The organism is Nocardia sp. NPDC050712 (assembly GCF_040654295.1).
Lineage (GTDB): Bacteria > Actinomycetota > Actinomycetes > Mycobacteriales > Mycobacteriaceae > Nocardia.
Map to the genome: position 1 here is coordinate 1,560,253 of NZ_JBFAHT010000001.1, position 22,922 is coordinate 1,583,174.

Here is a 22,922-nt window from a genome sequence, read left to right on the forward strand (position 1 = left end):
TTCATCAATCGAGTTGCGCTACTAGCTTTTTCGGGGCCACCTGGCGGTAGGCGTCGCGGATGATCGCGGTGATCTCGGTCCAGTCCGGGTCGACGGTGAGGCGCACGCCGAGCCAGCCGCGATGGCCGACGTACGGGGGCCGGAAGAAACGCTCCGGCTCGGCGTCGATGAGTTCTTCTTGAACGCCGGTGGGGGCGGGGCACCACAGGGTGTGGCCGGGTTCGTCGTAGGCATCCTCGGTGAACGTGGTGAAGACGGTCTTGCCGCGCACGAAGAAGGTCGGGCAGCCGTGGCTGAGCCGCTCGGTGCTCTCCGGCAACGCCAGGCAGATCGCCCGGATCTGGGTCAACTGGTCCACCCTCGCAGTCTAAATCCTTGACGAGAATTGTTTTAGTCGCATAAACTAAAACAGATCGAACGGGAGGACTGATCACCATGGGATACGGACACTGGGACGACACCGCATATCGCGCCGCCAAGACCTACCGTGCCAGCCGGGGGCTCGACGACTTCGGCTACACCGCGGAGATGCGCGGCAAGCCCTACGACACCTGGCAGGCGCACCCGTCGCTGGATCCGCTCGGCGTCGGCCTGCGCGAATGCCGCGACTCCGCCGACCACGGCAACTCGCTGCCCATCGCGGTGCTCTTCGACGTCACCGGTTCGATGGGGCAGGTGCCGATCATCATGCAGCGCAAGCTCGGCAAGCTGCACGGCCTGCTCCAGCGCAAGGGCTACGCCGACGATCCGCAGATCCTGTTCGGCGCGATCGGCGACGCCGACACCGACCGGGTTCCGTTGCAGGTCGGCCAATTCGAGTCCGACAACCGGATGGACGAGCAGCTGCGCAACATCCTGCTCGAAGGCGGCGGTGGCGGACAGAAATCCGAAAGCTACGAACTGGCCGCCTATTTCATGGCCACCCATATCGCCACCGACGCCTGGGAGCAGCGCCGCAAGCGCGGCTACCTCTTCCTGATCGGCGACGAACTGAACAAGCGCAAGCTCGCGTCGCGGCACATCCGGGCGATCGTGGGTGACCATGTGCGCAAGGATGTCTCGGTCGAATCGATCTACCGGCAGCTCGCCGAGCGCTGGCACGTGTACTACATCCTGCCCAACCAGTCGAGCTACTACAACGATCCCGAGATCGCGCAGCACTGGACCGAACTGCTCGGCCAGAACTTCATGAAGCTCGACGATCCGGCCGCGGTCTGCGAACTCATCGCCCTGACCATCGGGCTGGAGGAGGACCGCGTCGACCTCGACACGGGCCTGACCGATCTCGCCGACCTCGGCTCGGCCGCCGAAGTCGCGGCCGTCGGAAAAGCCTTGAACCGCACCGGCCCCCGCGCGCTGCCGCCCGGCTCGCGCTGACCGGATGGTGCCGAAGGAAGGGTGAACGATGCGCGGCGAGCACATCATCGTGGTGGATCTGGGGTTCGGGGACGCCGGCAAAGGCGCGACCGTCGATTGGTTGTGCTCGCCGCGGGCGGGGCTCGGGGTGGCGGCGGTGGTGCGATTCAACGGGGGAGCGCAGGCCGCGCACAACGTGATCGCGGACGGCAGGCACCACACGTTCGCGCAGTTCGGGGCGGGGACGTTCTCGGGCGTGCCCACCCTGTTGTCGCGGCACGTGCTGGTGGAGCCGATCGCACTGGCGGGGGAGGCCCGGCAACTGTCGGCGCTCGGGGTGCCGGATCCGTTGTCGCTGCTGCGCATCGACGGGCGGGCGCTGCTCACCACTCCGATCCACATCGCGGCGAACCGTGCGCGCGAGGACGCGAGGGGTTCCTCGCGGCACGGTTCGTGTGGGCGCGGCATCGGTGAAACCGCGGCGTACGCACTGGAATACGACGCGCCGACGGTGGGCGACTGCCTGCGCCCCCGGGTGCTGCGCCAGAAGCTCGACCTGCTGGCCGCGCACTACGGCCCGCTGATCGCGCCGAGCGCGCACCGGTACGAGCCGATCGCCGACCTCGTCGCGATGTACGGCGAATTCGCCGCCGCCGTCCGCGTCGTGGACGGCGGGGAACTGGCCCGCCTCGCCCGGCGTGGCCGGCTGATCTTCGAAGGGGCGCAGGGGATTCTGCTCGACGAGTGGCGCGGCTTCCACCCGCACACCACCTGGTCCACGGTGGAACCGCGCAACGCCCGCGCCATGCTCGCGGCGATCGGCTCGTCCGCGTACACCCTGGGCGTCACCCGCACCTACATGACCCGCCACGGCGCGGGCCCGCTCCCCACCGAGGACCCCGCCCTCGACCTCGCCGAACCGCACAACACCTACGGCCCGTACCAGGGCGCCTTCCGCCGTGGCCACCTCGACCTCGCGCTGCTCCGCTACGCCATCGCCGTCTCCGGCGGTATCGATGGCCTGGCGGTCACGCATCTGGACGTCGAAACAGCCTTTGCCGCGGACGGTTACGACACCCCGGCCGGTGTGCTGCGCGACCTGCCGCTGGGTCGATGGCAAGACCTCGCGCACCAGCAGCGGCTGACCGACCTGCTCGCCAGCGCCGACCCGCTGCTCAGTACGCCGCCGTCGAACCGAATCGACTGGCTGGCAACACGGCTCGGCGTCCCGGTGGTGCTGACCTCCGACGGACCGGGCCGTGCCGACCGGCGAGCCGACGGGTCAGGGAAAGGCGATGGGATCGGCGCAGCTGTTGGGTGGGTCGACGAGGTCGCAGTCGGCGGGTGGACGGGCGGTGCGATGCCCGGGGCGGACGCCGCCGTCCTCGATGATCGCGGCGTAGGCCGCGGCGGCCTCGGTGGGGACGCGGGTCAGGTCGCCCTGGCGGGCGTCGACGGTGTAGAGGCCGAAACGTGGGGTGTAGCTGCCCCATTCGTAGTTGTCGGTGAGGCTCCAGTAGTTGTAGCCGATGATGTTCATGCCGTCGGCGGCGGCGCGCTGTAGCCAGTAGATGGAGTCGCGGAGATGGTTGCCGCGGGTGTAGCCCTCGCGCCGGGGCTCGTGGTTCTCGGTGGTGATGCCGTTCTCCACGACGAACAGCGGTTTGCCGGGGAACAGGCGGGCGTAGCGGCGCAGGGCGAAGTAGAGGCCCTCGGGGCGGACGGGGAGTTCCCAGAGTTCGGAGGGGTCGGGTTTCGGGGGTTCGAAGGCGTAGTAGTAGTCGAAGCCGATGTAGTCGAGGCGGGGGCCGATATCGGCCAGGACCGATCCGTTGATCTGCAGGTCGTTGCCGGCGACGTAGCCGACGTTGCTGGTCACCATCGCGTCGGCGCGCACGCTGTGGATGTGGTCGTAGATCGCGTTGTGCGCCTCGGCGACGCGCTCCTCCATGACCTGCCGGTCGGTGCCGCGCAGGTTCACCTCGTGGCTGATGTAGGCGACCGGCTCGTTGATGGTGACCCACAGCGGGTTCAGCACGGCGTAGCGGTCGACCACTCTGCGCATGTTCGCCAGCCAGTCGCCGACCATCTCCGGGTGGTCCCAGCCGCCGCGGTCATAGGCCCAGCCGGGGTACACCCAGTGGTCCAGGGTGAGCATCGGGCGCATGCCCGCCCGGGTGATCTCGGCGATCACCGCGTCGTAGAAGCGGAACGCCGCGGGATCCCAGGTGGCGGGGCCGTCGGGTTGCAGTCGCGCCCATTCGATCCCGACCCGGAACACGTTGACGCCGAGGTCCGCGGCGAGCCGGATGTCCTCGGGGTAGCGGTGGTAGAAGTCGACGGCGTCGCCGTAGGCGTCGAACTCGGGGTTCTGCTCGATGTAGCGCAGCCAATTGCTGTCCGGCGCATGGCCTTCGGCCTGGAAGCCGGACACCGCCACGCCCCACAGGAAGCCCGGTCCGAGCGTGACGACACTCGCCGCCGGGGCCGCCGCGGGCACCAGTAGCGCGACCAGCGAGGCCGCGAGGGCGGCCGCGGCATGCCGAGCCCGGATACGCATCATCCGCGAAGGTAGCCGAGTATTCGCTGGTCTGCCGCACCCGGGCGAGTGTGCGGTCCTCGCCGTCGATCAGCGCGCCCCCGGCGGGCCGGGCGCGGCGGGGGCGCGGCAGGATGGTGCGCCGTGGAGCAATCGGTGGTCTCGGTCGATGTGGTGGCTCTCCGCTTCTGGGAATCCGACAGCGCGGTCAGCGTCGGCATCGCGCCGCGCGAACTCGAGCCGTTCACCGGCGAACTCGCGCTGCCCGGCGTCCTGCTGGGGCGCGGTGAACGGCTGGCGGTCGCGGCCCGGCGCGCGGTGCACACCAAACTCGGCGTGCCCGAGGCGGCGATCGGCGCCGTCGGTCAGCTCGTCACCTTCGACGAACCCAATCGCGACCCGCGCGGCCCGACCCTGTCCATCGCCATGTGGGCGGTCGTCGGCGTGCACGAGGGTCCCGCGCAGTGGACGCCGTTCGACGACATGCCCCCGCTCGCCTTCGACCACAACGCCATCCTCGAGGTGGCCCGCGGCCACCTGGCCCGCCTGCTGTGGAAGGACCTGGCCTTCACCCGCGCGCTCACCGGCGCCGAGTTCCCGGCCACCCGGGCCGTCGACCTCGCCACCACCCTGCTCGGCGCCCGCCCCGACCCCGCCAACCTCAACCGCACCCTGGCCGCCATTCCCGGCCTCACCCGCACCACCGAGCGCCGCCGCACCAAGGCCACCGGCCGCCCCGCCGCCGTCTGGGCCTTCACCCCGGACTGACGCCCCGGACACGGCCGGACGCGGGTGCGGATCTCGGCCGACGGCAACACCGGCGGCCCCCGCCCCGGCCAGCCATAACCGGACAATGGTGACGACCGGATTCGAGCCCGAGACCAAGACGGGATTCACCAATCGGTCGCTGGTCCGGCACCCGGACTAAAGTGGTGATCTGGGCGGTTGCAGCGGTCGGATAGGGTGTTGCGATCGAGGCCCGGCACGAGAGGTCAGGCCCGGAGGCGGCAGCCTGCGTAACCACGCAGGGCTCCGATCGTGCCAATGGTCTCAGGAGGTGGTGGCATGGCTCAACACTTGGGCGAGGCGAATGTCGGGCAATCGGCATCGTCTCCGGAGGCGAACGGTGCCCCCACCCCGGCCGATGTGCCCGTCACCAAACCGGAAGAAGAACCGCCCGTCCGCGGCGCCACCGCCAACGTGCCCACCTCCGCCTCGCGCAGAGTCCGGGCGCGCCTGGCGCGCCGGATGACCGGTCAGCGCGGCATCGCCGCGGTCAAACCGGTGCTGGAGCCGCTGGCCTCCGTGCACCGGGAGCTGTACCCCAAGGCGAACCTCACGCTGTTGCAGCGGGCCTTCGACGTGGCCGACGAGCGGCACGCGCACCAGTTCCGCAAGTCCGGCGATCCGTACATCACCCATCCGCTCGCGGTCGCCAACATCCTCGCCGAGCTCGGCATGGACACCACCACGCTCGTCGCGGCGCTGCTGCACGACACCGTGGAGGACACCGGCTATTCGCTCGAGCAGCTGACCAGCGAGTTCGGCCAGGAGGTCGCGCACCTGGTCGACGGCGTCACCAAGCTGGACAAGGTCAACCTGGGCGCCGCCGCCGAGGCCGAGACGATCCGCAAGATGATCATCGCGATGGCCCGGGACCCGCGCGTGCTGGTCATCAAGGTCGCCGACCGGCTGCACAACATGCGCACCATGCGCTTCCTGCCGCCGGAGAAGCAGGCCAAGAAGGCCAAGGAGACGCTGGAAGTCATCGCGCCGCTGGCGCACCGGCTCGGTATGGCCACGGTCAAGTGGGAGCTCGAGGACCTCGCGTTCGCGATCCTGCACCCGAAGAAGTACGACGAGATCGTGCGCCTGGTCGCCGACCGCGCCCCGTCCCGCGACACCTACCTGGCCAAGGTGCGCGCCGAGATCGTGAATACCCTTGCGGCGTCCCGGATCACCGCGATCGTCGAGGGCCGTCCGAAGCACTACTGGTCGATCTATCAGAAGATGATCGTCAAGGGTAAGGACTTCGACGACATCCACGACCTGGTCGGCATCCGCATCCTCTGCGACGAGGTGCGCGACTGCTACGCCGCGGTCGGCGTGGTGCACTCGCTGTGGCAGCCGATGGCGGGCCGGTTCAAGGACTACATCGCCCAGCCCCGCTACGGCGTCTACCAGTCGCTGCACACCACCGTGGTGGGCCCGGACGGCAAGCCGCTGGAGGTGCAGATCCGCACCCAGGACATGCACCGCACCGCGGAGTTCGGCATCGCCGCGCACTGGCGCTACAAGGAGACCCGCGGCAAGCACTCCAACGACTCGACCGAAGTCGACGACATGGCGTGGATGCGCCAGCTGCTGGACTGGCAGCGGGAAGCGGCCGACCCGGCCGAGTTCCTGGAGTCGCTGCGCTTCGACCTGAAGTCGCCGGAGATCTTCGTGTTCACCCCGAAGGGTGACGTGATCACGTTGCCGCAGAAGTCGACTCCGGTCGACTTCGCCTACGCCGTGCACACCGAGGTCGGGCACCGGTGCATCGGCGCCCGCGTCAACGGGCGTCTGGTCGCGCTGGAGCGCCAGCTCGAAAACGGTGAAGTGATCGAGGTTTTCACCTCCAAGGCGCAGAACGCCGGCCCGAGCCGGGACTGGCAGAACTTCGTGGTCTCCCCGCGCGCCAAGGCCAAGATCCGGCAGTGGTTCGCCAAGGAGCGCCGCGAGGAGGCCCTGGAGTCCGGCAAGGAGCAGATCTCCAAGGAGGTCCGCCGCGTCGGGCTGCCGTTGCAGCGCCTGATGAGCGTGGACGCGATGACCGCGGTCGCGCACGAGCTGCACTACACCGATATCTCCACGCTCTACACCGCGGTCGGCGAGCACCAGGTGTCCGCGCACCACGTCGTGCAGCGGCTGATGGCACAGCTCGGCGGCATCGGCGACGTGGAGAACGAACTCGCCGAACGCTCCACCCCGTCCAGCACCCCGAGCCGCCAGCGCGTCACCGGTGACGCGGGCGTGCTCGTCCCGGGCGCCACAGGCACGGTCGCCAAGCTGGCCAAATGCTGCACCCCGGTGCCGGGCGACGAGATCATGGGCTTCGTGACCCGCGGCGGCGCGGTCAGCGTGCACCGCACCGACTGCACCAACGCCGGCTCGCTGCGCGAGCAGTCCGAGCGCATCATCGAGGTGGAGTGGGCGCCGTCCCCGTCCTCGGTGTTCCTGGTCGCGATTCAGATCGAAGCGCTCGATCGCACCCGCCTGCTCTCGGATGTGACCAAGGTGCTGGCCGACGAGAAGGTCAACATCCTGTCCGCCTCGGTGGCCACGCACGGCGACCGGGTCGCGATCAGCAAGTTCACCTTCGAGATGGGCGATCCGAAACATTTGGGGCACTTGCTGAATGTGGTGCGCAATGTGGAAGGCGTCTATGACGTCTACCGCGTAACTTCCGCCACTTAGTTTCGGCGGCTTACCGGAACGGCCGGAAGATGTACGGCGCGTGTCGCGTGCATGAATTCGTTGCGTTGCGGGTAGATTCCCCACCACAAGCGAACCACGGCGGTCCCAGTTGCCCGGTAGCACACCGGATTCGGGGTCCGCGCACACTTCGCCGGAGGGTTGCGGTACCGATCTCGGGATCGGAAAATCGTCGAATACATTCCGGCGCCGCGCCGTCCTGTGTGCAGCATCTCCCGCCGATCGGCGGAAACTTTTCGCCATGGCGGCAGTCATAGCCGGAATCTGTTACCGTCGAATGCGTTTGAGAGCGTCAAGATTCACCTGCGGCAATACGGATTGATTGCGGATCGCTATGGCCAATTACCCGGCAAGAATCGCGGGGGTGCTCAGTGCACTCGCCGTTGCTGTGGCATTCGCCCAGGCGGTCCCGGTAGCCACCGCACAGCCCGCGCCCTCGACGAATCTGTCGATCGACACCTGTCCGGCGCTGTACGCGTTGGGGATTCAGGGCACCGGCCAGTCCTCGCCGGACGCCGCCCCGAGTACCGACACCGGCATGCTGTCCACGGTGTTCCGCCCGATGCTGGCCAAGGCCCCCGAGGCGGGTCTGGTCGACCGGGCTTATGTCCCTTACGAATCCAGCTTCGGCGGTTTCACCGCCGGCGGGGTGACGCCCTACGCGCAGTCGGTCGCCGCCGGCCTGGACCGGCTCCGCGGCATGGCCCGGTCGGTGCTGGATCGGTGCCCCGGCAGCCGATTGGCCATCGTCGGGTACTCCCAGGGCGCGCACGTGGCGTCGCTGTTCGCCCAGGAGGTCGGGCAGGGCAAGGGCGTGGTCGCACCCGACAAGATCGCTGCCGTAGCGCTTTTCGGCGATCCCACCCGGAATCCGGGCGCGCCGCTGTTCCCGGGTTCGCCCGGTAAGACGAACCCCGACGCGGCGCCGGACACCGATGGCGCCGAGGTCGCGGCCATCGCGGCGCTGAACCAGACCCCGGCCTCCGGCGGCGGTATCGCCCCCGAACGCGATCAGGCCAAGAACTTCGCGGCGCTCACCGGCCGGGTGGCCAGCTTCTGCACGGCGGGCGATCTGTCCTGTGACGCGCCCACCGGCGCGCCGATCCTGAAGGCGGTGGCCAACATCGCGGGCCAGGCCCAGGTCAGTGGCGGCGATCCGATCGCCTCCCTGGTCTCGATCGCGCAGGCGCTGGCCTACACCTCGATCAAGACGGTGTCGAAGGTGGTCAACGAGGACGTCTCGGGCAACTCGCTGTCCAACCTGTCGCTCTCGCCGAAGAAGTCGATCTCCGAGCGGCTTGCCGACGCTTCGGACCCGCGCACCCCGATCGAGGTCAACAGCGCCTTCCAGGCCCTGCTGAAGGTCGGCATGATCGGCCTGAACGCGGTCGTCACCGTGGTGAAGGCGGTCATCAATCCGGCCACCATCGCCGAACTCGCCACCGCGGGCCTGGCCAACCCGGTCGCCGGGCTGGCGCTGCTGGGCGCCAAGCTGCTCGGCGCCATCCCGGAACTGATTCCGCCGACCACGATCTCGCGCCTGGTCACCCAGGCCTTCACCGCCGTCGTCCAGAACATCACCGACAACAGCGAATTGCTGAACGTCACCACCTGGGTGAAGTACTGGGAGACCGTGCAGCGGCACGGCGCCTACGATTCCGCGGCCGTCACCGCCAGTGGCGACGCGCCGGTGCGGTTCGTGGCCGACTGGTTCGCGGCTGTGGCCCGGGATCTGGACGAAAAGCTCGGCAGCGGCGGTGTACCGCTGAGTGTGAGTACCACGCCGACGCCTCGATTATCGGTACCGCCTACCGGCGCGTCGACTACGCCGAACGCGTCCGGTACGGGAGAATTTCCGTTTGGGAACGGAGCCAAGAGCGCCCCATCCAGTGGCGCAACTGATCTTGATCAGCCTCCAGCGCCCACCGCGGTACCCGGCACCCCCAGCATTGTCTATCCGTCCTTGACGAACTGAGCGCCGAGAGGTCCGAACCGATGCGACACCAGTTGCCCGGCTCCGCGGGAAGGGGGAAATGTTGAAGTCCTACAAAGAACTGTCACGGTGGTTCCCGCCGCTGGAGCCGGAGACCGGCACACCCGCCACGGCATCGGTGCGCGAAGACGAGTTCACCGCCGACCAGGACGCGCCGGCCCAGTACCCCGATTACATCCGCGAACCCGACCCGGACGATCCGGAAGTCGCGCGAGCGCGGGCCGAGGTGCCCACGGATCTGCCGTCGCGGCGCAGCGAATTCACCGGTGGCTGGTCGGACTGGGTCGGCGAGCAGGCGCCCGCCTCGGACACCTACCGCCGCGACGCCGATCTGGTGCGGTTCCCCTGGGCCGACGACGACGAGGACGACGACTACGACATCGATCCCACCCCGGTGCGCGCCCGCAAGTCCGGGCCGCGCCGCGGCCGGGTGCTCGCCGTGCTGGTGGTGGCCGTGCTGCTGCTCACCCTGGCCGGCGCGGGCGCGGTGTGGCTGCTGAAGTCCGGCGGCAACACCAGCGCGGGCTCCCCGCGCGAGTCGATGCAATTCACCGCGGGCAGTGCGCAATCCGGCCCCGGCGCCGCCTGTCCGGTGGAACGCGCCGACGGCATGGTGCGCAGCGCCGAGCCCGGTGGTACCAGCTCCGGGCCGGAGGCGATCCTGTCCTTCCAATACGCCTACTACGTGGAACGCGACGCCGAGCGAGCGCTCCAGGTCGTCGCGCCCGGCGCGTCCGTCTCACCCGCCGAGGTGATCCAGAAAGGTATCGGCACGATTCCGTCCGGCACGACGCACTGTGTGCGCATCGTGACGCTGGGCGAGAACAGGTATTCGGTGGAGATCACCGAGCAACGGCCGGATGGGATTCCGGCGACGTACAACAAGCAGACCGTCACCACCGCGGTGATCGGCGGCCGCACCCTGATCACGGGGATAGCGGCCGGATGAAGGAGAGCTGAGAACGATGGGAGACGACTGGAGCCGCTGGCTCGACGACACACCCGAATCGGGTGACGCGCCGAGTAAACCGCGGTCTAAGGCTCCGAAGTCTCCGGTAGTGCGGTTACGGCGGAACAAGCAGGGCGGCGGGGGCGGCGCGACGGACACCGGGGAAGAACTCGAGACACAGCGGTCACCGCGACCGATTCTGGTGGTGGGCGGCTGTGGTGGCGCGGGGGCTACCACCACGGCGCTCGGCATCGCGGGCGAGCTGGGCATGGCGGGCACGCCGACGGTGGCGGTCGACGCGACCGCCGCGGGCAGCGATATCGCCCTGCGCGGCGCCGACGAGCACCTGCACCCGATCAGCCTGCAATCCTGGCTCTACGGGCGCGGCAACGACGAACCGGCGCCGGTGAAGGAGTGCCTGTCCCTGGCGACCTCGGGCATCGGCCTGCTCTGGCGCGACGCGGCGCCGCTGCGCCGGCGTGCGACTTACCTCACGGTGGCGCGAGCCATCGACGACGCCGGGTTCACCGGTGTCTACGACGGCGGCAGCCCGATTGCCGGACGGCAACTGCGCCCGCTGCTCGACGATTCCGATGTGGCTCTGGTGCTTGCCATTCCGGCCCGCGCCGACGCCGCCAACCGCTTGCGCGTCACCCTGGAATGGCTGGACGACCAGTACGGTGACGCCACCGAGGGACAGGGTGGTGGCATCGTGGGCGACACCACCGTCGTCATCTCCCATCAGCTGCCGGGCGCGGACTCCCGCATAGCCGATCATTTGCGCGAGCATTTGTCCGGCTGGGTCCGCGATATCCGCGAGATTCCCTACGATCCGCACCTCGCGCGCGGGGAGCTGGTGCGGCATTCCGCGCTGGCTCCGGACACCCGTCGAGCGTATGGGCGCCTACTCGCGGGGGTGGCATCATGACCGCCGCGATGTCGAAACTAGGTATGCGTAAGCACTCTCCGCAGCCGGCGGGCGTGATCGCCCCGCCGGAATCCCGCCGGGCTCCGGTCTGGGATCGTCCCGTGCCCGGTATCGGGCGCGCTCCGCTGCTGTGGCTGCTGGGGGTGCACGGCGGCGCCGGCGCCACCACGCTGGCCCATGTGCTCGCGCCCGCGGCCGACGCCAGCCGGCGCTGGCCCGGCGTCTTCGATCGGGAGTCCCCGTTCGTGGTGCTGGTGGCCCGCGAGACCATCGCCGGGCTGACGCGCGCCCATGATCTGCTGCGCCAGCACCACTTCGGTTTCGGCGGCCCCTCGGAGGTGCTCGGCTTGATCACGGTCGCGGCCAGACCTGGGAAGATGCCGGTCGAGATCCGGCGCTATCGTGACGTCGTCGGCTCGCTGGCCGGGCCGATGTGGCAGATCCCGTGGTACGAGGAGTGGACCCTCGTCGAAGCCGACGCGCTGCCCGTCTGGGCGCCCGGTGACCCGCTGCCGGAACGGAAACGCAAGATCGATCCGCTTGCGGAGGTACCGCTGGAAGTCCGCGAAATCGGGGCCGATATTGTCGCCACGGTTCGTGAAAAGATCGACGCCCGTACAGCTTTCGAAGAGGGGGAGGAGCCGTGAGGCTGGTCGCCGAACCTTCGTATTTCGAGAAAGGCACCCGATGAGCTTGTTACTCCTCGCCGTGCAACCTGTATTTGATACAGACACGTATGGCACCGTGCTGGCCCAGGTCGGTAACCCGACCCCGGAAGCACCCCCCGGATCGGAGAAGTTCCTCCAGCTGGTCAGCTATCTCACCTGGTTCGTGCTGTTGTCGGGCATCTGCGGGATCGTCTACGCGGGCGGCAAGTTCGCCTGGGAGAAGTGGACCGGCGGCGGCCTGGAGTCACCGAAGATGGTGGCCGGAGCCATGATCGGCGGTGTCATCGCGACCAGCGCCGGCACCATCATGAACGCCCTAATCGGGACCTGAGGGCGGTGAATACTGTGCTGCTCGCCTACAAACAGCTGCCCTCGGAGGTCCTGGAACCTCTCATGCAGCTCTTGAACTGGCTGCTGTGGTTCGTGCTCCTGATCTGCCTGGCCTGGATGATCTTCTCGGCCGGCCGGCTCTGGATCGCCTTCCGCAGTGACATGGCGGTCAACGACGCCACCCACGGCGTCCTGATGAGCTTGATCGGAGCGACGGTCGCTAGCACGGCGTCGGGGATCGCATTGGCGTTCCTACCGACATGACAAACACGGTGGTGAAGCCCGCCCAGCCCGACAACGCCGTCCGGCGGCGGGCCCTATACCGGCCCGCCGGGATCCTCGGCCTCGCCGTGCTCGCGCTGACCGTCGGCTGTGGTTCGAGCCAGGACGCACCACCCGATATCGACGCCGGACCGAGCGGCGTCCGCTGGCAGAGCTACCACGGTGTCGCACTGCCGCAGACCGATCAGGGCCCGAAGTCGACCGACGACGGCGCCGCGACGGGTTTCGCGGCGTCCCCGGCCGGCGCCGCGGTCGCCGCGATCACGCACACCGTGCGGATGTCGGTGGCCCCGGACAACCAGTGGGCGAAGGTCATCGCCAAGGAGGTCGTGCCGGGGCCCGCGCGCGACGAGTGGGCGGTGAACCGGGTGCAGCTGTCCATCACCGGACCGGCCGCGCCCGAGTACGCCCCGCGGCTGCTCGGCTACAAGATCAACGATTACACCACCCGGCAGACGGCGGTGGACATCTACACCGAATACTCCGACGGCTCCAAGGCGGTGAACCACACCACCGTCGAATGGTTCCTCGACGACTGGCGGCTGCGCTTACCCGATCCGGGTTCGACCGCGCGGCCCATCGACGCGATCAGCGAATTACCTAGCGACATAGTCAAGTTGGAGGCACCCGAATGATGGCGAAGGCGAAGGAGGCGGCGGCGTACCCGCGTGACCGGGTCTCCTTCGGCGCGATCGCGTCCGCCGCGGTCCTCGCGCTCATCGTGCTCGTCGGCGCCGTCATGGTCCTGACCCGGGACGACAACGGCGCCACCCCCGATCTGTCGGCCGCGACGGCGACCATCGGGCAGGGCTTCACCGATCCGGAGACCGACTTCTTCGGCCGGCGCGTGGACGTCCCGAACAATTCGGCGGGCCAGCCGCTGCCGCAGGATCCGTCGAGTCAGCGCCGCCCCGCCGACCCGGACTGGCTGACCGGCGCGCCCGCCGGCACCACGCAGCCGCAGGGCTGGCAGCGGGTGTACGGCGCCTCGGTGCCGTTCTCCACCTCCGACGGGCCCACGCGCATCGAAGACGGTCTGGCCGTGGGGTATTCGCATACCCCGCAGGGCGCCGCGCTGGCCGCCGCGCAGATCACCTACCGGCTCAACGCGCGTCCGGCCGATCGGGACCTGTACGTGCGTCAGGTGCGGGTCTCCGCGCAGCAGATCGCGGCCTACGACAAGGCGCTGAACGAGAACCGGCTGCCCAAGCAGCAGCCGGAGCGGGTGACGAAGTACTTCGTCGCCTCCGACGCGTTCAAGATCGAGAACTACGCGGACGATCTGGCGATCCTGCGGCTGGCCTCGCGGGGTCAGATCATCAACGGCACGCAGACCTGGGCGGCCATGCGCCTGGTGATGGTCTGGGACGCGGGGGACTGGCGGCTCAAGCCGGCCACCTCCAGCGGTTCGCAGACCGAGCTGATCGAATCGCTGGCGGGGTGGACCAAATGGTGAGCTCCCCGCGCGCCAAGGCGCAACGCTCCCGGCTGACGCTGCTCGGTCTGGCGGCAGCCGTGGCCGTGCTCGTCGCGGTGGGTGTCGCCGTCACGGCGACGCGCGACGGTGCGGCCGAGGGTGATCAGAAGCTGGCGACGAACGCGTCGTCGGGCACCGGGCCGGTCACCTCCGCCGCGAACGCGCCCACCGGATTCGCCGGGGCGGCGGTCGATGTCTTCGGCCGTCGCGTCGAGATCCCGAACAACCCCGCAGGGCAGCCGCTGGCGCAGGATTCCGGGCAGCAGCGCAGGTCCGCGGACCCGGACTGGCTCACCGCCGCACCGACCGGCACCCGGGGCGAGGGCGGCTGGCAGCGGGTCTACGGCGTCTCGGTGCCGTTCTCCACCTCCGACGGCCCGGCCCGGATCGAGAACGGTCTCGCGCTCGGCTACAGCCGCACTCCGCAGGGCGCGATCCTGGCCGGCGCGCAGATCATGTACCGCGCCAACGCCCGCCCGGCCGACCGCGTCCTGCGGGAGCGTCAAATGGTGCTGACGCCGGACGAGCTCACGACTTACCAGCGCCGTCTCGCCGCGGGCGGCGTGCCGGAGCAGCTCCCGGAGTCGGCCACCAAATGGCTGGTCGCCGCCGACGCTTTCCAGATCGAGAGCTTCACGCCCGAGCAGGCGAGCATGCGCATCGCGACCCGCGCGCAAGCCGGCGAGGGTGGCGGGAACAGATGGGTGGCAACACGTTTGGCAGTGGTGTGGGCCGAGGGCGATTGGCGACTGAAGTCGGTGCCCGGTCCGGACGGTAGAGCACAAACCGAAACCATTACGACGTTGACGGGGTGGACGCCATGGTGAAAAAGCTCCTGACAATCCTAGCGGTGATGTTCACCGTCATGATCGCCTCGCCGACGGTGGCCTACGCGCAGTACGGCTTCGACGAGCAATGCAACGAGATCCACGACACCCTCGACAACGTCGGCATCCCGGGCACGCCCTCGCTCGGCGATCTGGCCTCGGCGGTGTGCAAGGGCGGCAACGCCGGCACGCATCCCGACCAGGCCGCCGCGGCGATCCGCGACAAGGCGTGGGACTCGACCTTCGGCAAGGTGGTCGACTCGCTGATGAACGGGCTCGGCGAGGCGCTGATCCTGGCGCTCACGTTCTGGATGAAAGTCCCGAACGAGGCGGCCAGTGACGGTGGTTCGCTGTTCACCAAGATCAACGATTACACCTATCAAATACAGATAATGCTGTTGATAGCCTCGGTGATCATCTCCGGCGGCCGGTTGGCGGCGGCCCGGCGCGGCGGCGTCTCGGGGGAGGCCGAAGAGGGTTTCCGGATGTTCGCCCGGGTGGTGTTCTCCTCCTGGATGCTCGGCGCCATCATCGTGGCGGGCACCCAGGCCTCGGACCGCTTCTCCGAGTGGATCATCAACGACTCCACCAACGGCAACGCCAAGGATCTGGCCGAGCTGATGGTGAAAACCTCGAAGCTGCAAGCGTTCTCGCCGGGTCTGGTGCTGATCATCGCGATCGTCGGCCTGCTGGGAGCGCTGGCTCAGATCGTGCTGGCCATCGTGCGGCAGGGTCTGCTGATCGTCGCGGCCGGTGTGCTGCCCTTGGCGGCGGCCTCCTCCGGCATGGATATCGGTAAGAGCTCTTACCAGAAGCTGGTCGGCTGGATCATCGCGTTCATGCTGTACAAACCGGTGGCCGCGATCGTCTACATGATCGCGTTCACCACCGCGGGGCACGTCGACGGGCTCACCTCGACCACCGGTCTGCCCGAAGGTGAAGAGGCGCAGCGCATGCTGGTCGCGATCGTGCTGCTGTGCAGCGTCGCGTTCGTGCTGCCGGCGCTGATGCGCCTGGTCACCCCGGCGGTCGCGATCGTCGGCTCCGGCGGTTCCGGTCTGACCGCGGCGGGCGGCACCTTGGTCGCCGCGGCCGCGCTCGGCGCGATGGGCACCAAAGCCGTCGGCGTCAAGGGCACCGCGGCGGCCGGCCGGCCGGGTTACGTCAGCGGCAGTGGCACCGGCGGTCCGCCGGGTGGCGCGGGTGGCCCGCGCGGCGGCGGTGGCGCACCGCGTCCGGTCCCGCCGCCCCGGCCCGGCGGCGGTGGCGGCCAAGCACTTACGGGCGAGTCACCGCGCGCCTCCGGGCCCGGCGGCGCGACGGCCGTATCGTCCGGTGCGGCGCGTACGGCCGGCCGCATCGGCGCGGCCAGAGCCGCGACGAGCGGGCTCAGCAATGCCGAACAAAGCATGGGAGACATGGCCGGTGACCGTTGGGCGAACCGTTCGCCCGACCTCGGGAGGAGCACCATTCCGCGATGACGATTACGGATACCTACGAGCGCCGTTCCTACGGCCTCTGGCAGAAGCCGCGCAGCGCGGGCCTTTTCGGCCTGCGCTGGGAGGAGACCGTGATCGGCTTCGTCGTGGTGATCACGGCGCTGATCACCGCGATGGTCGGCGGTTTCAAATGGGGTCTGATCGTCGGTGGTCTCGGCGTTCTGGTGATGGTGCCACTGGTGTGGCGAACCGGAGGGCGCTCCGGCTACGAGACGGGAATTATGATGTTCAACTGGATGCGCTCGCGTAATCGTGGCGAGCACGTGTACCGCGGCGGGCGGTTCTCCCGGATCCCGGGCGGCGTCACCCGGCTGCCCGGCCTGCTGGCCCCGTCCAAGCTCTACGAGGGCATCGACGCCGGCGGCTACAGCTTCGGCATGATCCACCTGCCCCAATTCGCCCAGTACACCGTGGTGTTGCGGGCCTGGCCGCAGGGCCACGAGGCGGTCGACCAGCCGGTGATCGACCGCTGGGTCTCGGCCTGGGGCACCTTCCTGGCCTCGGTCGGCCAGACCTCCGACATCGTCGCGGTGGTGCCGGTCATCGACACCGTCCCCGAGACCGGAAACCGGTTGCTCACCGAGGTTTCCACCATCACCCGCCCGGACGCCCCCGAGCTGGCCCAGCAGGTGATGTACGAGCTGGCCACCGAATTGCCGCAGGAGCGGGTGCAATTGCTGCCGCGGGTGGCGATCACGTTCAAGGCCACCACCGCCGAGCGCCGCAAGAACCCGGCCGAGGAAGCCGTCGAGATCGGCCGGCGGCTGCCGGGCATCTGCGCGGCCCTGGCCGAGGCGGGCGTGCGGGCGCAGCCGATGTCGGCCGACGAGGTGATCGGGTTCATCCGGCGCAGCTACGACCCGGCCTCGCAGGCCGATCTCGAGGTCGCGGCGTCGGATCCCGAAGGGCACGGGCTGGATTGGGCCGACGCGGGCCCGGTCTCGCACGACGAGAAGTGGGATCACCTGATCCACGACGGTGGCCGCTCGGTCACCTGGGAGATGGACGCCGCGCCCGAGGGCGCGGTGGACGAGCGGGTGCTGCAGCGGCTGCTGGCGCCGAACCCGGAGGTGCCGCGCAAGCGGATCGCCATCGTGTACCGGCCGCACTCGGCCGCCGACGCCGCCGAGATCGTCGACGACGACTTCAAGAACGCGTTGGTGGCCCAGCAGAGCGAGCGCGGTGTCGTCTCGGCGGCCGCGACGCTGCGGGTGGGCGCCACCCAGCAGGCCCGCGAGGAGCAGGCCCGGGGTCACGGTGTGACCCGCTTCGGTGCGCTGGTGACCATCACCGAGCCACTGCGTGGCGACCTGCCGCGCATCGAAGCCATTACGCGCGATCTGTCCACACAGGCGCGCTTGAAGATCCGGCGGTGTTACCGCTATCAGTCGGCGGCCTTCGCGGCTTCGCTCGGCTGCGGGGTGATCTTGCCGGAGCACGCGACCATTCCGAAGGCATTGGCGGGGTAGGCGATTCATGGACCACGACGACGATCTGCGCGGCCCCGGCGGCGAGCCGGGGAGTTCGGGTACCGCCGAGCCCGGCGCGTCCGGACGCGACGAGGCGGCGGGCCGCCGCACCCGCCGCGAGGACGACTGGACGCTGCTGCCGGCCGGTGACCGCCCGGGCCGGCCCGAGGCGCCGCGGGTGCGGCAGCGCTCGGGCATCGAGGAGATGCCGGATCGTCGTCGTGCGCCCCGCGCACCGGAGGCGGCCAAGCCGGCCGCGCCGGGCGCGGATCGTCGCCGGACCGCCGAGGAACTCTCCGAGCGGGATCGCCGGGCGAGCCGCGAGCCCCTGGAGCGCCGCCCGCGCCCGGAGAGCCCCCGTCCGGAGCGGTCCCGGGCCGAGCGCCCGGCGGCCGACAAGCCGAGGGCCGCACGCGGTTCCGGCGGTCGCACCGAACCCGGCGTGCCCTCGCGCGACGCCGCCGTCCCGCGGCCGCCGCGCGGCGAACGGGGCGCGCACGCCGCGCGCACCGACCGTCCGGCCAAGCCGCGGGTGGAATCGCAGGCCCGCAAGGACCGCATGACGCCGCGGACCGAGAAGATCGACTACGCCGCCGACCGCGCCATGGGCACGCCGGTGCCGGACAAGGCGGCCAAGCGCGCGAAAGCCAAGGCGGACCGGCGGACCCGGCAGGGCCCCGCGCTGCTGGACGAGGCCACCCGGTCCCGGCTGGAGGTGGCCAGCCGCGAGGGCAACGGCCCGCGCGCCGCCTGGGCCGCGTTCCGGGTCCGCACCGACGACATGCGCCGGCGCAACTACGCCGCGCGCGCCGAACAGGTCATCGTCGACGGGTTCGACCGCACCACCGCGCAACTCACCGACCGCGGCTTCGCCGGCGCGGGCGGCGGCCGGATGAACGTGGTCGGCCGCCCGGTCGAATACCGCGCCACCACCGCCCAGGTCGCGGGCCTGTGGCCGTGGTCGGTCGGCGCGGGCGCGCCGCTGATCGGCACCCCGCTCGGCTCGCACCTGCACACCGGCGCGCCGGTCTGCTTCGACCCGATGAACTGGTTCCTGCGCGGCAGCTTCATCACCGCGCCCAGCCTGTTCGTGCTCGGCCTCAACGGTTTCGGCAAATCCTCGCTGGTGCGCCGGATCGTGCTCGGCGGCGTCGCGCAGGGCATCACGCCGCTGATCCTGGCCGACGTCAAACCGGACTACCGCAAGATGGTGGAACTGGTCGGCGGCCAGGTCATCGACCTGGGCTACGGCCACGGCAAGCTGAACCCGCTGGCCGCGGGCGTGCTCGGCTCGGTGGTCCCGATGCTGGACGAGTTCCCGCCGCTGCAACTGCAAGTGCTGCAGGATCTGCGGGCCCGGCAGGTCACCCTGATCGCCGGTCTGGTGGAACTGGTGCGCGGCGCCCGCGTGCGCGACTACGAGGAAACCCTCATCGCCACCGCGCTGCGCATCCTCTACCAGCCGGGCAGCGGCTACACCCCGGACCAGCCGCCGATCATGGAGAACCTGCTCGAGGTGATCGTCGCGGGCGGCGACGAACTGCGCCTGGACGCCGGCGCGGACGACGTGGACGAGTACAACAACGCGATCAAGGGTCTGCGCCGCTCGCTGCGCGCGCTCACCCAGGGCCCGTTCGGCGCCATCTTCAACGGCCAGACCTCGGTGCCGATCGACACCAGCTCGGTCGCGGTCTGCATCGACGTCTCGCACATCCCGACCGGCGACAAGAAGCTCAAAGCCGCGGTGATGCTGGCCTGCTGGGCCGACGGGTTCGCCTCGGTCGAGGCCGCGCACGTGCTCTCCGACGCGGATCTGGGTCCGCAGCGCTACTTCCAGGTGGTGATGGACGAGCTGTGGCAGGTGCTCGGCCTCGGCGACTTCATGGTCGACCGCGTCGACGAGCTGACCCGCCTGCAGCGCGGCATCGCCACCTCGCTGATCATGATCAGCCACACCATCAAGGACCTGCAGGCCCTGGGCTCGGAGGCCGCCATCGCCAAGGCGCTGGGCTTCCTGGAACGCGCCCGCGCCAAGATCTTCGGCGCGCTCCCGGGCGAGGAGGTCAAGCGGCTGGACAGCATCGTGCCCTTCACCTCCGCGGAGACCGAGATGGTGACCGGCTGGTCCGCGCCCCAGGCGCTGACCGGTGAGGCGCTCAAGCCCGGCCAGCAGCGGCCCTCGCCGCCCGGCACCGGCAAGTTCCTCATCAAGATCGGTGAGGACCGCCGGCCCGGCATTCCGTTCCACATGGAGTTCACCCTCTCGGAGCGGGAGAGCGGGATCCACGACACCAACTCGCGCTTCAGTGAATTCACGGAATCGACTGCGCGCGGGACGGATTCGCCCGGGAGTGCGGCGTGAGAAAGACCCAGTCATGATGCCGCATCGGTCCTATCGCAGAGTGTCGCCGGAGGTGCGCAAGGCCGCCGTCGAGCAGGTCATCGCGCTGACCGGCAAGCTGAGCAGCGAATCGGAGGCCTGCCGGGTGGTCGCCGAGCAGATCGGCGTGCACACCAACTCGGTGCGCAACTGGGTGCGCGCCGCCGAGGGCCCGGCCCTCGATCGCCTGGACGCGACCGCGCTCCGGCGCAAAGTCGCGCTGCTGCAACAACAATTGGCGGCCGCCGCGGAAATGAATCGCACCCTGGCCGACACCCTCAACGAAACCCGCCGCCAGACGTGAAGCCCGGAACGCTATGAACGCCAGGGGCGTGCTGTGGGCTGCCATGGGCATCGTGGTCGGCCTGATGGCCCTGGTCCTGGTGGTGGTGCTGCCCTCGGTCGAGGATCCGTGCGAGGGGACGGCCGTGCTCGGCCCCTCCCAGACCGCGCTGCCGCCGCTGGGCGGCTGGGCGCCGGGCGATCCGCGCGCGGGCGGAACCACCTCGGCCGATCCGTCCGCCCCGCCGGCCGCGAGTGCCACGCCCCGGCTGGCCGCCGGCGCCGGTGCGGTCAACCGGACGATGCCGCTGGCCACGGGCACGTTCACGGTATCGGACACCTTCGGTTCGCGCGGCGGCGAGCATCGCGGCATCGACATGGCGGCCACCGACGGCACCCCGATCTTCTCGGTGTCGGACGGGAAGGTCGTCGCGGCCGGCCCGGCTTCGGGCTTCGGCAACTGGATCGTGGTCGACTCCATCGACACCAACGGTCGCGGCTACTCCGCGGTGTACGGGCACATGTGGGACAACGGCGTGCTGGTGCGCGTCGGCCAGACCGTGTCCGCCGGCCAGCAGATCGGCCTGGTCGGTTCGGCGGGCGAGTCCAGCGGCCCGCACCTGCATTTCGAGATCGTGCCCGGCGGCCGGTTCACCGGTGGCCGCCACATCGACCCGGTGCCCTGGCTCGAGGGCGCGCCGACGCCGGATCTCGGTGGCGCGCAGTGGTATTCGGCCGACCCGCGGTGCAGCCGCGGCTTCGGCACGCAGGGCGGCGCGCTGGCCGACGGCAAGGTGCCCGAGGAACTCGAGATCTGGTACCGCCGCGCGGGCTCGCTGTGCCCCGAGATCACCCCGTCGCTGCTGGCCGCGCAGGCCAAGCAGGAGTCCGGTTTCCGGCGCGGCCTCACCTCGCCGGCGGGCGCGCAGGGCCTGGCGCAGTTCCTGCCCGGCACCGCCAGGTCGATCAATCCCGACGACGGGCAGCCGTATGTGATCGACGCCGACGGCAACGGCGTGGCCAGCGTGTGGGACGACGGCGACGCCATCATCGGCCAGGGCCGCTACATGTGCGCCATCGCGGGCAAGGTGGGCCAGTGGATCTCCGAGGGGCGGGTGCAGGGCGATGTCACCGCGCTCACCCTGGCCGCCTACAACGCCGGTGAGGGCGCGGTGCTCGCCTCCGGCGGCATGCCGAATCAGTATGCGGCGCATATCTCCGAGACCCAGCCCTACGTCCGCAACATCCTCTCGATGGAGCCGCAGTACCGCTCGCCCGGTGCGCAGGGCCGCTTCACCCCCGAGGAGGGCGCGGCCGGTCCGCAGATCGTGGAGGCCGCGCACGATTGGCTCGGCACGCCCTACGTCTGGGGCGCGGGCGGGCCGCAGGGGCCGAGCGGCGGCGGACTGGACGGTCCGGGTCTGACCGCGGCGGCGGTGTTCGCGGCGTCGTCGGGCACCGTCACCCTGGCCCGCACCGTCGAACAGCAGTGGGAGGCAGGCGCCGAGGTGTCGATGAGCAAGATCCAGCCCGGCGACCTGGTCTTCAGTTCGTTCGGGCCGCGCGGGCCCGCCGAGGTCGGAATCTATTCCGGCAACGGCACGATGATCCAGGCCGTGCCCGGAACCGCGGGCGCCGGCGGCGTCAGCGAGGTGCCGGTGCCCGGCGACGCACGCGCCAGGAGGGTGCTGTGAAACACGCCGGGCCGCGAGTTGGGCACGGACCCGCACAGCGGCGCTCCGGGCGGTTAGCCTGGAAGTACAGGAGTTTTGTGTCCGATAGTCCGATTGCATCCGCAAAGCTGGTGGTGATGCTGGTGGTGAGCGTGGCTGTGCTCGGCGCGGGCTGCTCGCGCGGCGGGGACGCGGATTCCGGTGCGCCCCAGTCCGCTACGTCCACCACCCGGTTGCTCGAGAACGTCCCGGCGCCGGATCCGGTCACTCCCGACGGTGTCGCGGTGACGGCGCTGCGGGAGATCTTCACCTGGCGCCCCGCCGCCGAGGCGCCCGGCGCGTCCCTGGAACGGGCGCGGAAGTGGCTGGGGCCCAGTCTGATTCGGGTGCTGGACGCGCAACCCCTGCTGACCACCACCGAGGCGCCCGCCCCGAGCAGTACCCGGGCCACGGGCGTCGGCCCGTTCGCGACCACCGTCGCACCGACGACAACCACCAGGGCGGCGCCGACCAGCGTGGCCGCCCCGGTGGAAACAGCGCCGAAGGTGACGCTGCAGTGGGCGGACTGGGCGAAGGCGAAAGCCGTCGTCGAGGCGTTCGCCTTCGCCTCGGGGGAGAAGCCGCCCGCCGGCGCCGATCCGAACACCGAGCAGTACAAGATCGGCATCGAGCAGACGGTCGTCTACCCGAACGGGCGCAAGGAAGCACTCCCGTCCAGCACCGTGATCGCCACCGTGGTGCGCACCCCGGCGGGCTGGCGGCTCGACGCATACCGCTGACGCACAACAGTTTC

The 22,922-nt window shown here is 69.9% G+C and carries 20 protein-coding genes and 1 pseudogene; 19 read left to right on the forward strand and 2 right to left on the reverse strand.

Annotation, left to right across the window (positions count from 1 at the left end):
- Nucleotides 1-4: 4 nt before the first annotated feature.
- Nucleotides 5-358, reverse strand: coding sequence for an MmcQ/YjbR family DNA-binding protein (locus AB0H76_RS07530; protein WP_357318750.1), 354 nt, complete (start codon nt 356-358; stop codon nt 5-7).
- Nucleotides 359-435: 77 nt separating this feature from the next.
- On the opposite strand from AB0H76_RS07530, the gene AB0H76_RS07535 reads away from it, so the two are divergent.
- Together AB0H76_RS07535 and AB0H76_RS07540 are read left to right on the forward strand one after the other, a co-directional pair.
- Nucleotides 436-1,377, forward strand: coding sequence for a hypothetical protein (locus tag AB0H76_RS07535; protein WP_357318752.1), 942 nt, complete (start codon nt 436-438; stop codon nt 1,375-1,377).
- A gap of 28 nt (nt 1,378-1,405) precedes the next feature.
- Nucleotides 1,406-2,629: pseudogene (locus tag AB0H76_RS07540) on the forward strand (adenylosuccinate synthetase); the annotation flags it as partial.
- Between the two features lie 9 nt (nt 2,630-2,638).
- On the opposite strand, the gene AB0H76_RS07545 reads toward AB0H76_RS07540, so the two are convergent.
- A complete protein-coding gene (locus AB0H76_RS07545; RefSeq protein ID WP_357318755.1) occupies nt 2,639-3,916 on the reverse strand; it encodes a family 1 glycosylhydrolase in 1,278 nt (425 codons plus the stop codon).
- Between the two features lie 123 nt (nt 3,917-4,039).
- Here AB0H76_RS07545 and AB0H76_RS07550 point away from each other — a divergent pair, with 123 nt between their 5' ends.
- The 17 genes from AB0H76_RS07550 to AB0H76_RS07630 all read left to right on the forward strand — a co-directional run bounded on the left by AB0H76_RS07550 (nt 4,040) and on the right by AB0H76_RS07630 (nt 22,908).
- Nucleotides 4,040-4,663, forward strand: a complete 624-nt coding sequence (locus tag AB0H76_RS07550; RefSeq protein ID WP_357318758.1) for an NUDIX hydrolase — start codon at nt 4,040-4,042, stop codon at nt 4,661-4,663.
- A gap of 297 nt (nt 4,664-4,960) precedes the next feature.
- Nucleotides 4,961-7,354 (forward strand): RelA/SpoT family protein, encoded by a 2,394-nt coding sequence (locus AB0H76_RS07555; protein WP_357318761.1) that lies wholly within the window; start codon nt 4,961-4,963, stop codon nt 7,352-7,354.
- Nucleotides 7,355-7,736: 382 nt separating this feature from the next.
- Complete coding sequence (locus tag AB0H76_RS07560; RefSeq protein WP_357318764.1) at nt 7,737-9,347, forward strand: cutinase family protein; 1,611 nt, start codon at nt 7,737-7,739, stop codon at nt 9,345-9,347.
- A 58-nt stretch (nt 9,348-9,405) separates the two neighbouring features.
- Nucleotides 9,406-10,314 carry a hypothetical protein gene (locus AB0H76_RS07565; protein ID WP_357318767.1) on the forward strand — a complete coding sequence of 303 codons (909 nt, stop codon included), beginning with the start codon at nt 9,406-9,408 and terminating at the stop codon, nt 10,312-10,314.
- A gap of 109 nt (nt 10,315-10,423) precedes the next feature.
- Nucleotides 10,424-11,242 carry a hypothetical protein gene (locus AB0H76_RS07570; RefSeq protein ID WP_357318770.1) on the forward strand — a complete coding sequence of 273 codons (819 nt, stop codon included), beginning with the start codon at nt 10,424-10,426 and terminating at the stop codon, nt 11,240-11,242.
- Nucleotides 11,239-11,889 carry a hypothetical protein gene (locus tag AB0H76_RS07575; RefSeq protein ID WP_357318773.1) on the forward strand — a complete coding sequence of 217 codons (651 nt, stop codon included), beginning with the start codon at nt 11,239-11,241 and terminating at the stop codon, nt 11,887-11,889. Before AB0H76_RS07570 ends, AB0H76_RS07575 begins: the two co-directional genes overlap by 4 nt.
- 40 nt (nt 11,890-11,929) lie before the next feature.
- Nucleotides 11,930-12,241: a hypothetical protein gene (locus AB0H76_RS07580; RefSeq protein WP_357318775.1), complete on the forward strand. Its 312-nt coding sequence runs from the start codon at nt 11,930-11,932 to the stop codon at nt 12,239-12,241.
- Nucleotides 12,238-12,504 carry a hypothetical protein gene (locus AB0H76_RS07585; protein WP_357320500.1) on the forward strand — a complete coding sequence of 89 codons (267 nt, stop codon included), beginning with the start codon at nt 12,238-12,240 and terminating at the stop codon, nt 12,502-12,504. Before AB0H76_RS07580 ends, AB0H76_RS07585 begins: the two co-directional genes overlap by 4 nt.
- Nucleotides 12,501-13,157, forward strand: a complete 657-nt coding sequence (locus AB0H76_RS07590; RefSeq protein ID WP_357318776.1) for a hypothetical protein — start codon at nt 12,501-12,503, stop codon at nt 13,155-13,157. The genes AB0H76_RS07585 and AB0H76_RS07590 overlap by 4 nt, the downstream gene beginning before the upstream one ends.
- Nucleotides 13,154-13,978, forward strand: a complete 825-nt coding sequence (locus tag AB0H76_RS07595) for a hypothetical protein (protein WP_357318777.1) — start codon at nt 13,154-13,156, stop codon at nt 13,976-13,978. Before AB0H76_RS07590 ends, AB0H76_RS07595 begins: the two co-directional genes overlap by 4 nt.
- A complete protein-coding gene (locus tag AB0H76_RS07600) occupies nt 13,972-14,826 on the forward strand; it encodes a hypothetical protein (RefSeq protein ID WP_357318778.1) in 855 nt (284 codons plus the stop codon). Before AB0H76_RS07595 ends, AB0H76_RS07600 begins: the two co-directional genes overlap by 7 nt.
- A gap of 26 nt (nt 14,827-14,852) precedes the next feature.
- Nucleotides 14,853-16,307, forward strand: coding sequence for a hypothetical protein (locus AB0H76_RS07605; protein WP_357320502.1), 1,455 nt, complete (start codon nt 14,853-14,855; stop codon nt 16,305-16,307).
- Complete coding sequence (locus tag AB0H76_RS07610) at nt 16,304-17,794, forward strand: SCO6880 family protein (RefSeq protein WP_357318780.1); 1,491 nt, start codon at nt 16,304-16,306, stop codon at nt 17,792-17,794. The genes AB0H76_RS07605 and AB0H76_RS07610 overlap by 4 nt, the downstream gene beginning before the upstream one ends.
- A gap of 7 nt (nt 17,795-17,801) precedes the next feature.
- Nucleotides 17,802-20,156 (forward strand): hypothetical protein, encoded by a 2,355-nt coding sequence (locus tag AB0H76_RS07615; protein WP_357318781.1) that lies wholly within the window; start codon nt 17,802-17,804, stop codon nt 20,154-20,156.
- Nucleotides 20,157-20,169: 13 nt separating this feature from the next.
- Nucleotides 20,170-20,478 (forward strand): transposase, encoded by a 309-nt coding sequence (locus AB0H76_RS07620; RefSeq protein WP_357318783.1) that lies wholly within the window; start codon nt 20,170-20,172, stop codon nt 20,476-20,478.
- A 13-nt stretch (nt 20,479-20,491) separates the two neighbouring features.
- Nucleotides 20,492-22,150 (forward strand): peptidoglycan DD-metalloendopeptidase family protein, encoded by a 1,659-nt coding sequence (locus AB0H76_RS07625; protein WP_357318784.1) that lies wholly within the window; start codon nt 20,492-20,494, stop codon nt 22,148-22,150.
- Between the two features lie 116 nt (nt 22,151-22,266).
- Entirely contained in the window at nt 22,267-22,908 is a 642-nt protein-coding gene (locus tag AB0H76_RS07630; RefSeq protein WP_357318787.1) for a hypothetical protein, read from the forward strand.
- The last annotated feature ends 14 nt before the right edge of the window (nt 22,909-22,922 follow it).

What these genes read in the sequence shown, in the direction of transcription:
- AB0H76_RS07535 (WP_357318752.1), top strand. Translation starts at nt 436, where the DNA reads ATGGGATACGGACACTGGGACGACACCGCATATCGCGCCGCCAAGACC.
- AB0H76_RS07545 (WP_357318755.1), bottom strand. Translation starts at nt 3,916, where the DNA reads ATGCGTATCCGGGCTCGGCATGCCGCGGCCGCCCTCGCGGCCTCGCTG.
- AB0H76_RS07555 (WP_357318761.1), top strand. Translation starts at nt 4,961, where the DNA reads ATGGCTCAACACTTGGGCGAGGCGAATGTCGGGCAATCGGCATCGTCT.
- AB0H76_RS07565 (WP_357318767.1), top strand. Translation starts at nt 9,406, where the DNA reads ATGTTGAAGTCCTACAAAGAACTGTCACGGTGGTTCCCGCCGCTGGAG.
- AB0H76_RS07575 (WP_357318773.1), top strand. Translation starts at nt 11,239, where the DNA reads ATGACCGCCGCGATGTCGAAACTAGGTATGCGTAAGCACTCTCCGCAG.
- AB0H76_RS07580 (WP_357318775.1), top strand. Translation starts at nt 11,930, where the DNA reads ATGAGCTTGTTACTCCTCGCCGTGCAACCTGTATTTGATACAGACACG.
- AB0H76_RS07590 (WP_357318776.1), top strand. Translation starts at nt 12,501, where the DNA reads ATGACAAACACGGTGGTGAAGCCCGCCCAGCCCGACAACGCCGTCCGG.
- AB0H76_RS07595 (WP_357318777.1), top strand. Translation starts at nt 13,154, where the DNA reads ATGATGGCGAAGGCGAAGGAGGCGGCGGCGTACCCGCGTGACCGGGTC.
- AB0H76_RS07600 (WP_357318778.1), top strand. Translation starts at nt 13,972, where the DNA reads ATGGTGAGCTCCCCGCGCGCCAAGGCGCAACGCTCCCGGCTGACGCTG.
- AB0H76_RS07605 (WP_357320502.1), top strand. Translation starts at nt 14,853, where the DNA reads ATGTTCACCGTCATGATCGCCTCGCCGACGGTGGCCTACGCGCAGTAC.
- AB0H76_RS07610 (WP_357318780.1), top strand. Translation starts at nt 16,304, where the DNA reads ATGACGATTACGGATACCTACGAGCGCCGTTCCTACGGCCTCTGGCAG.
- AB0H76_RS07615 (WP_357318781.1), top strand. Translation starts at nt 17,802, where the DNA reads ATGGACCACGACGACGATCTGCGCGGCCCCGGCGGCGAGCCGGGGAGT.
- AB0H76_RS07620 (WP_357318783.1), top strand. Translation starts at nt 20,170, where the DNA reads ATGATGCCGCATCGGTCCTATCGCAGAGTGTCGCCGGAGGTGCGCAAG.
- AB0H76_RS07625 (WP_357318784.1), top strand. Translation starts at nt 20,492, where the DNA reads ATGAACGCCAGGGGCGTGCTGTGGGCTGCCATGGGCATCGTGGTCGGC.
- AB0H76_RS07630 (WP_357318787.1), top strand. Translation starts at nt 22,267, where the DNA reads ATGCTGGTGGTGAGCGTGGCTGTGCTCGGCGCGGGCTGCTCGCGCGGC.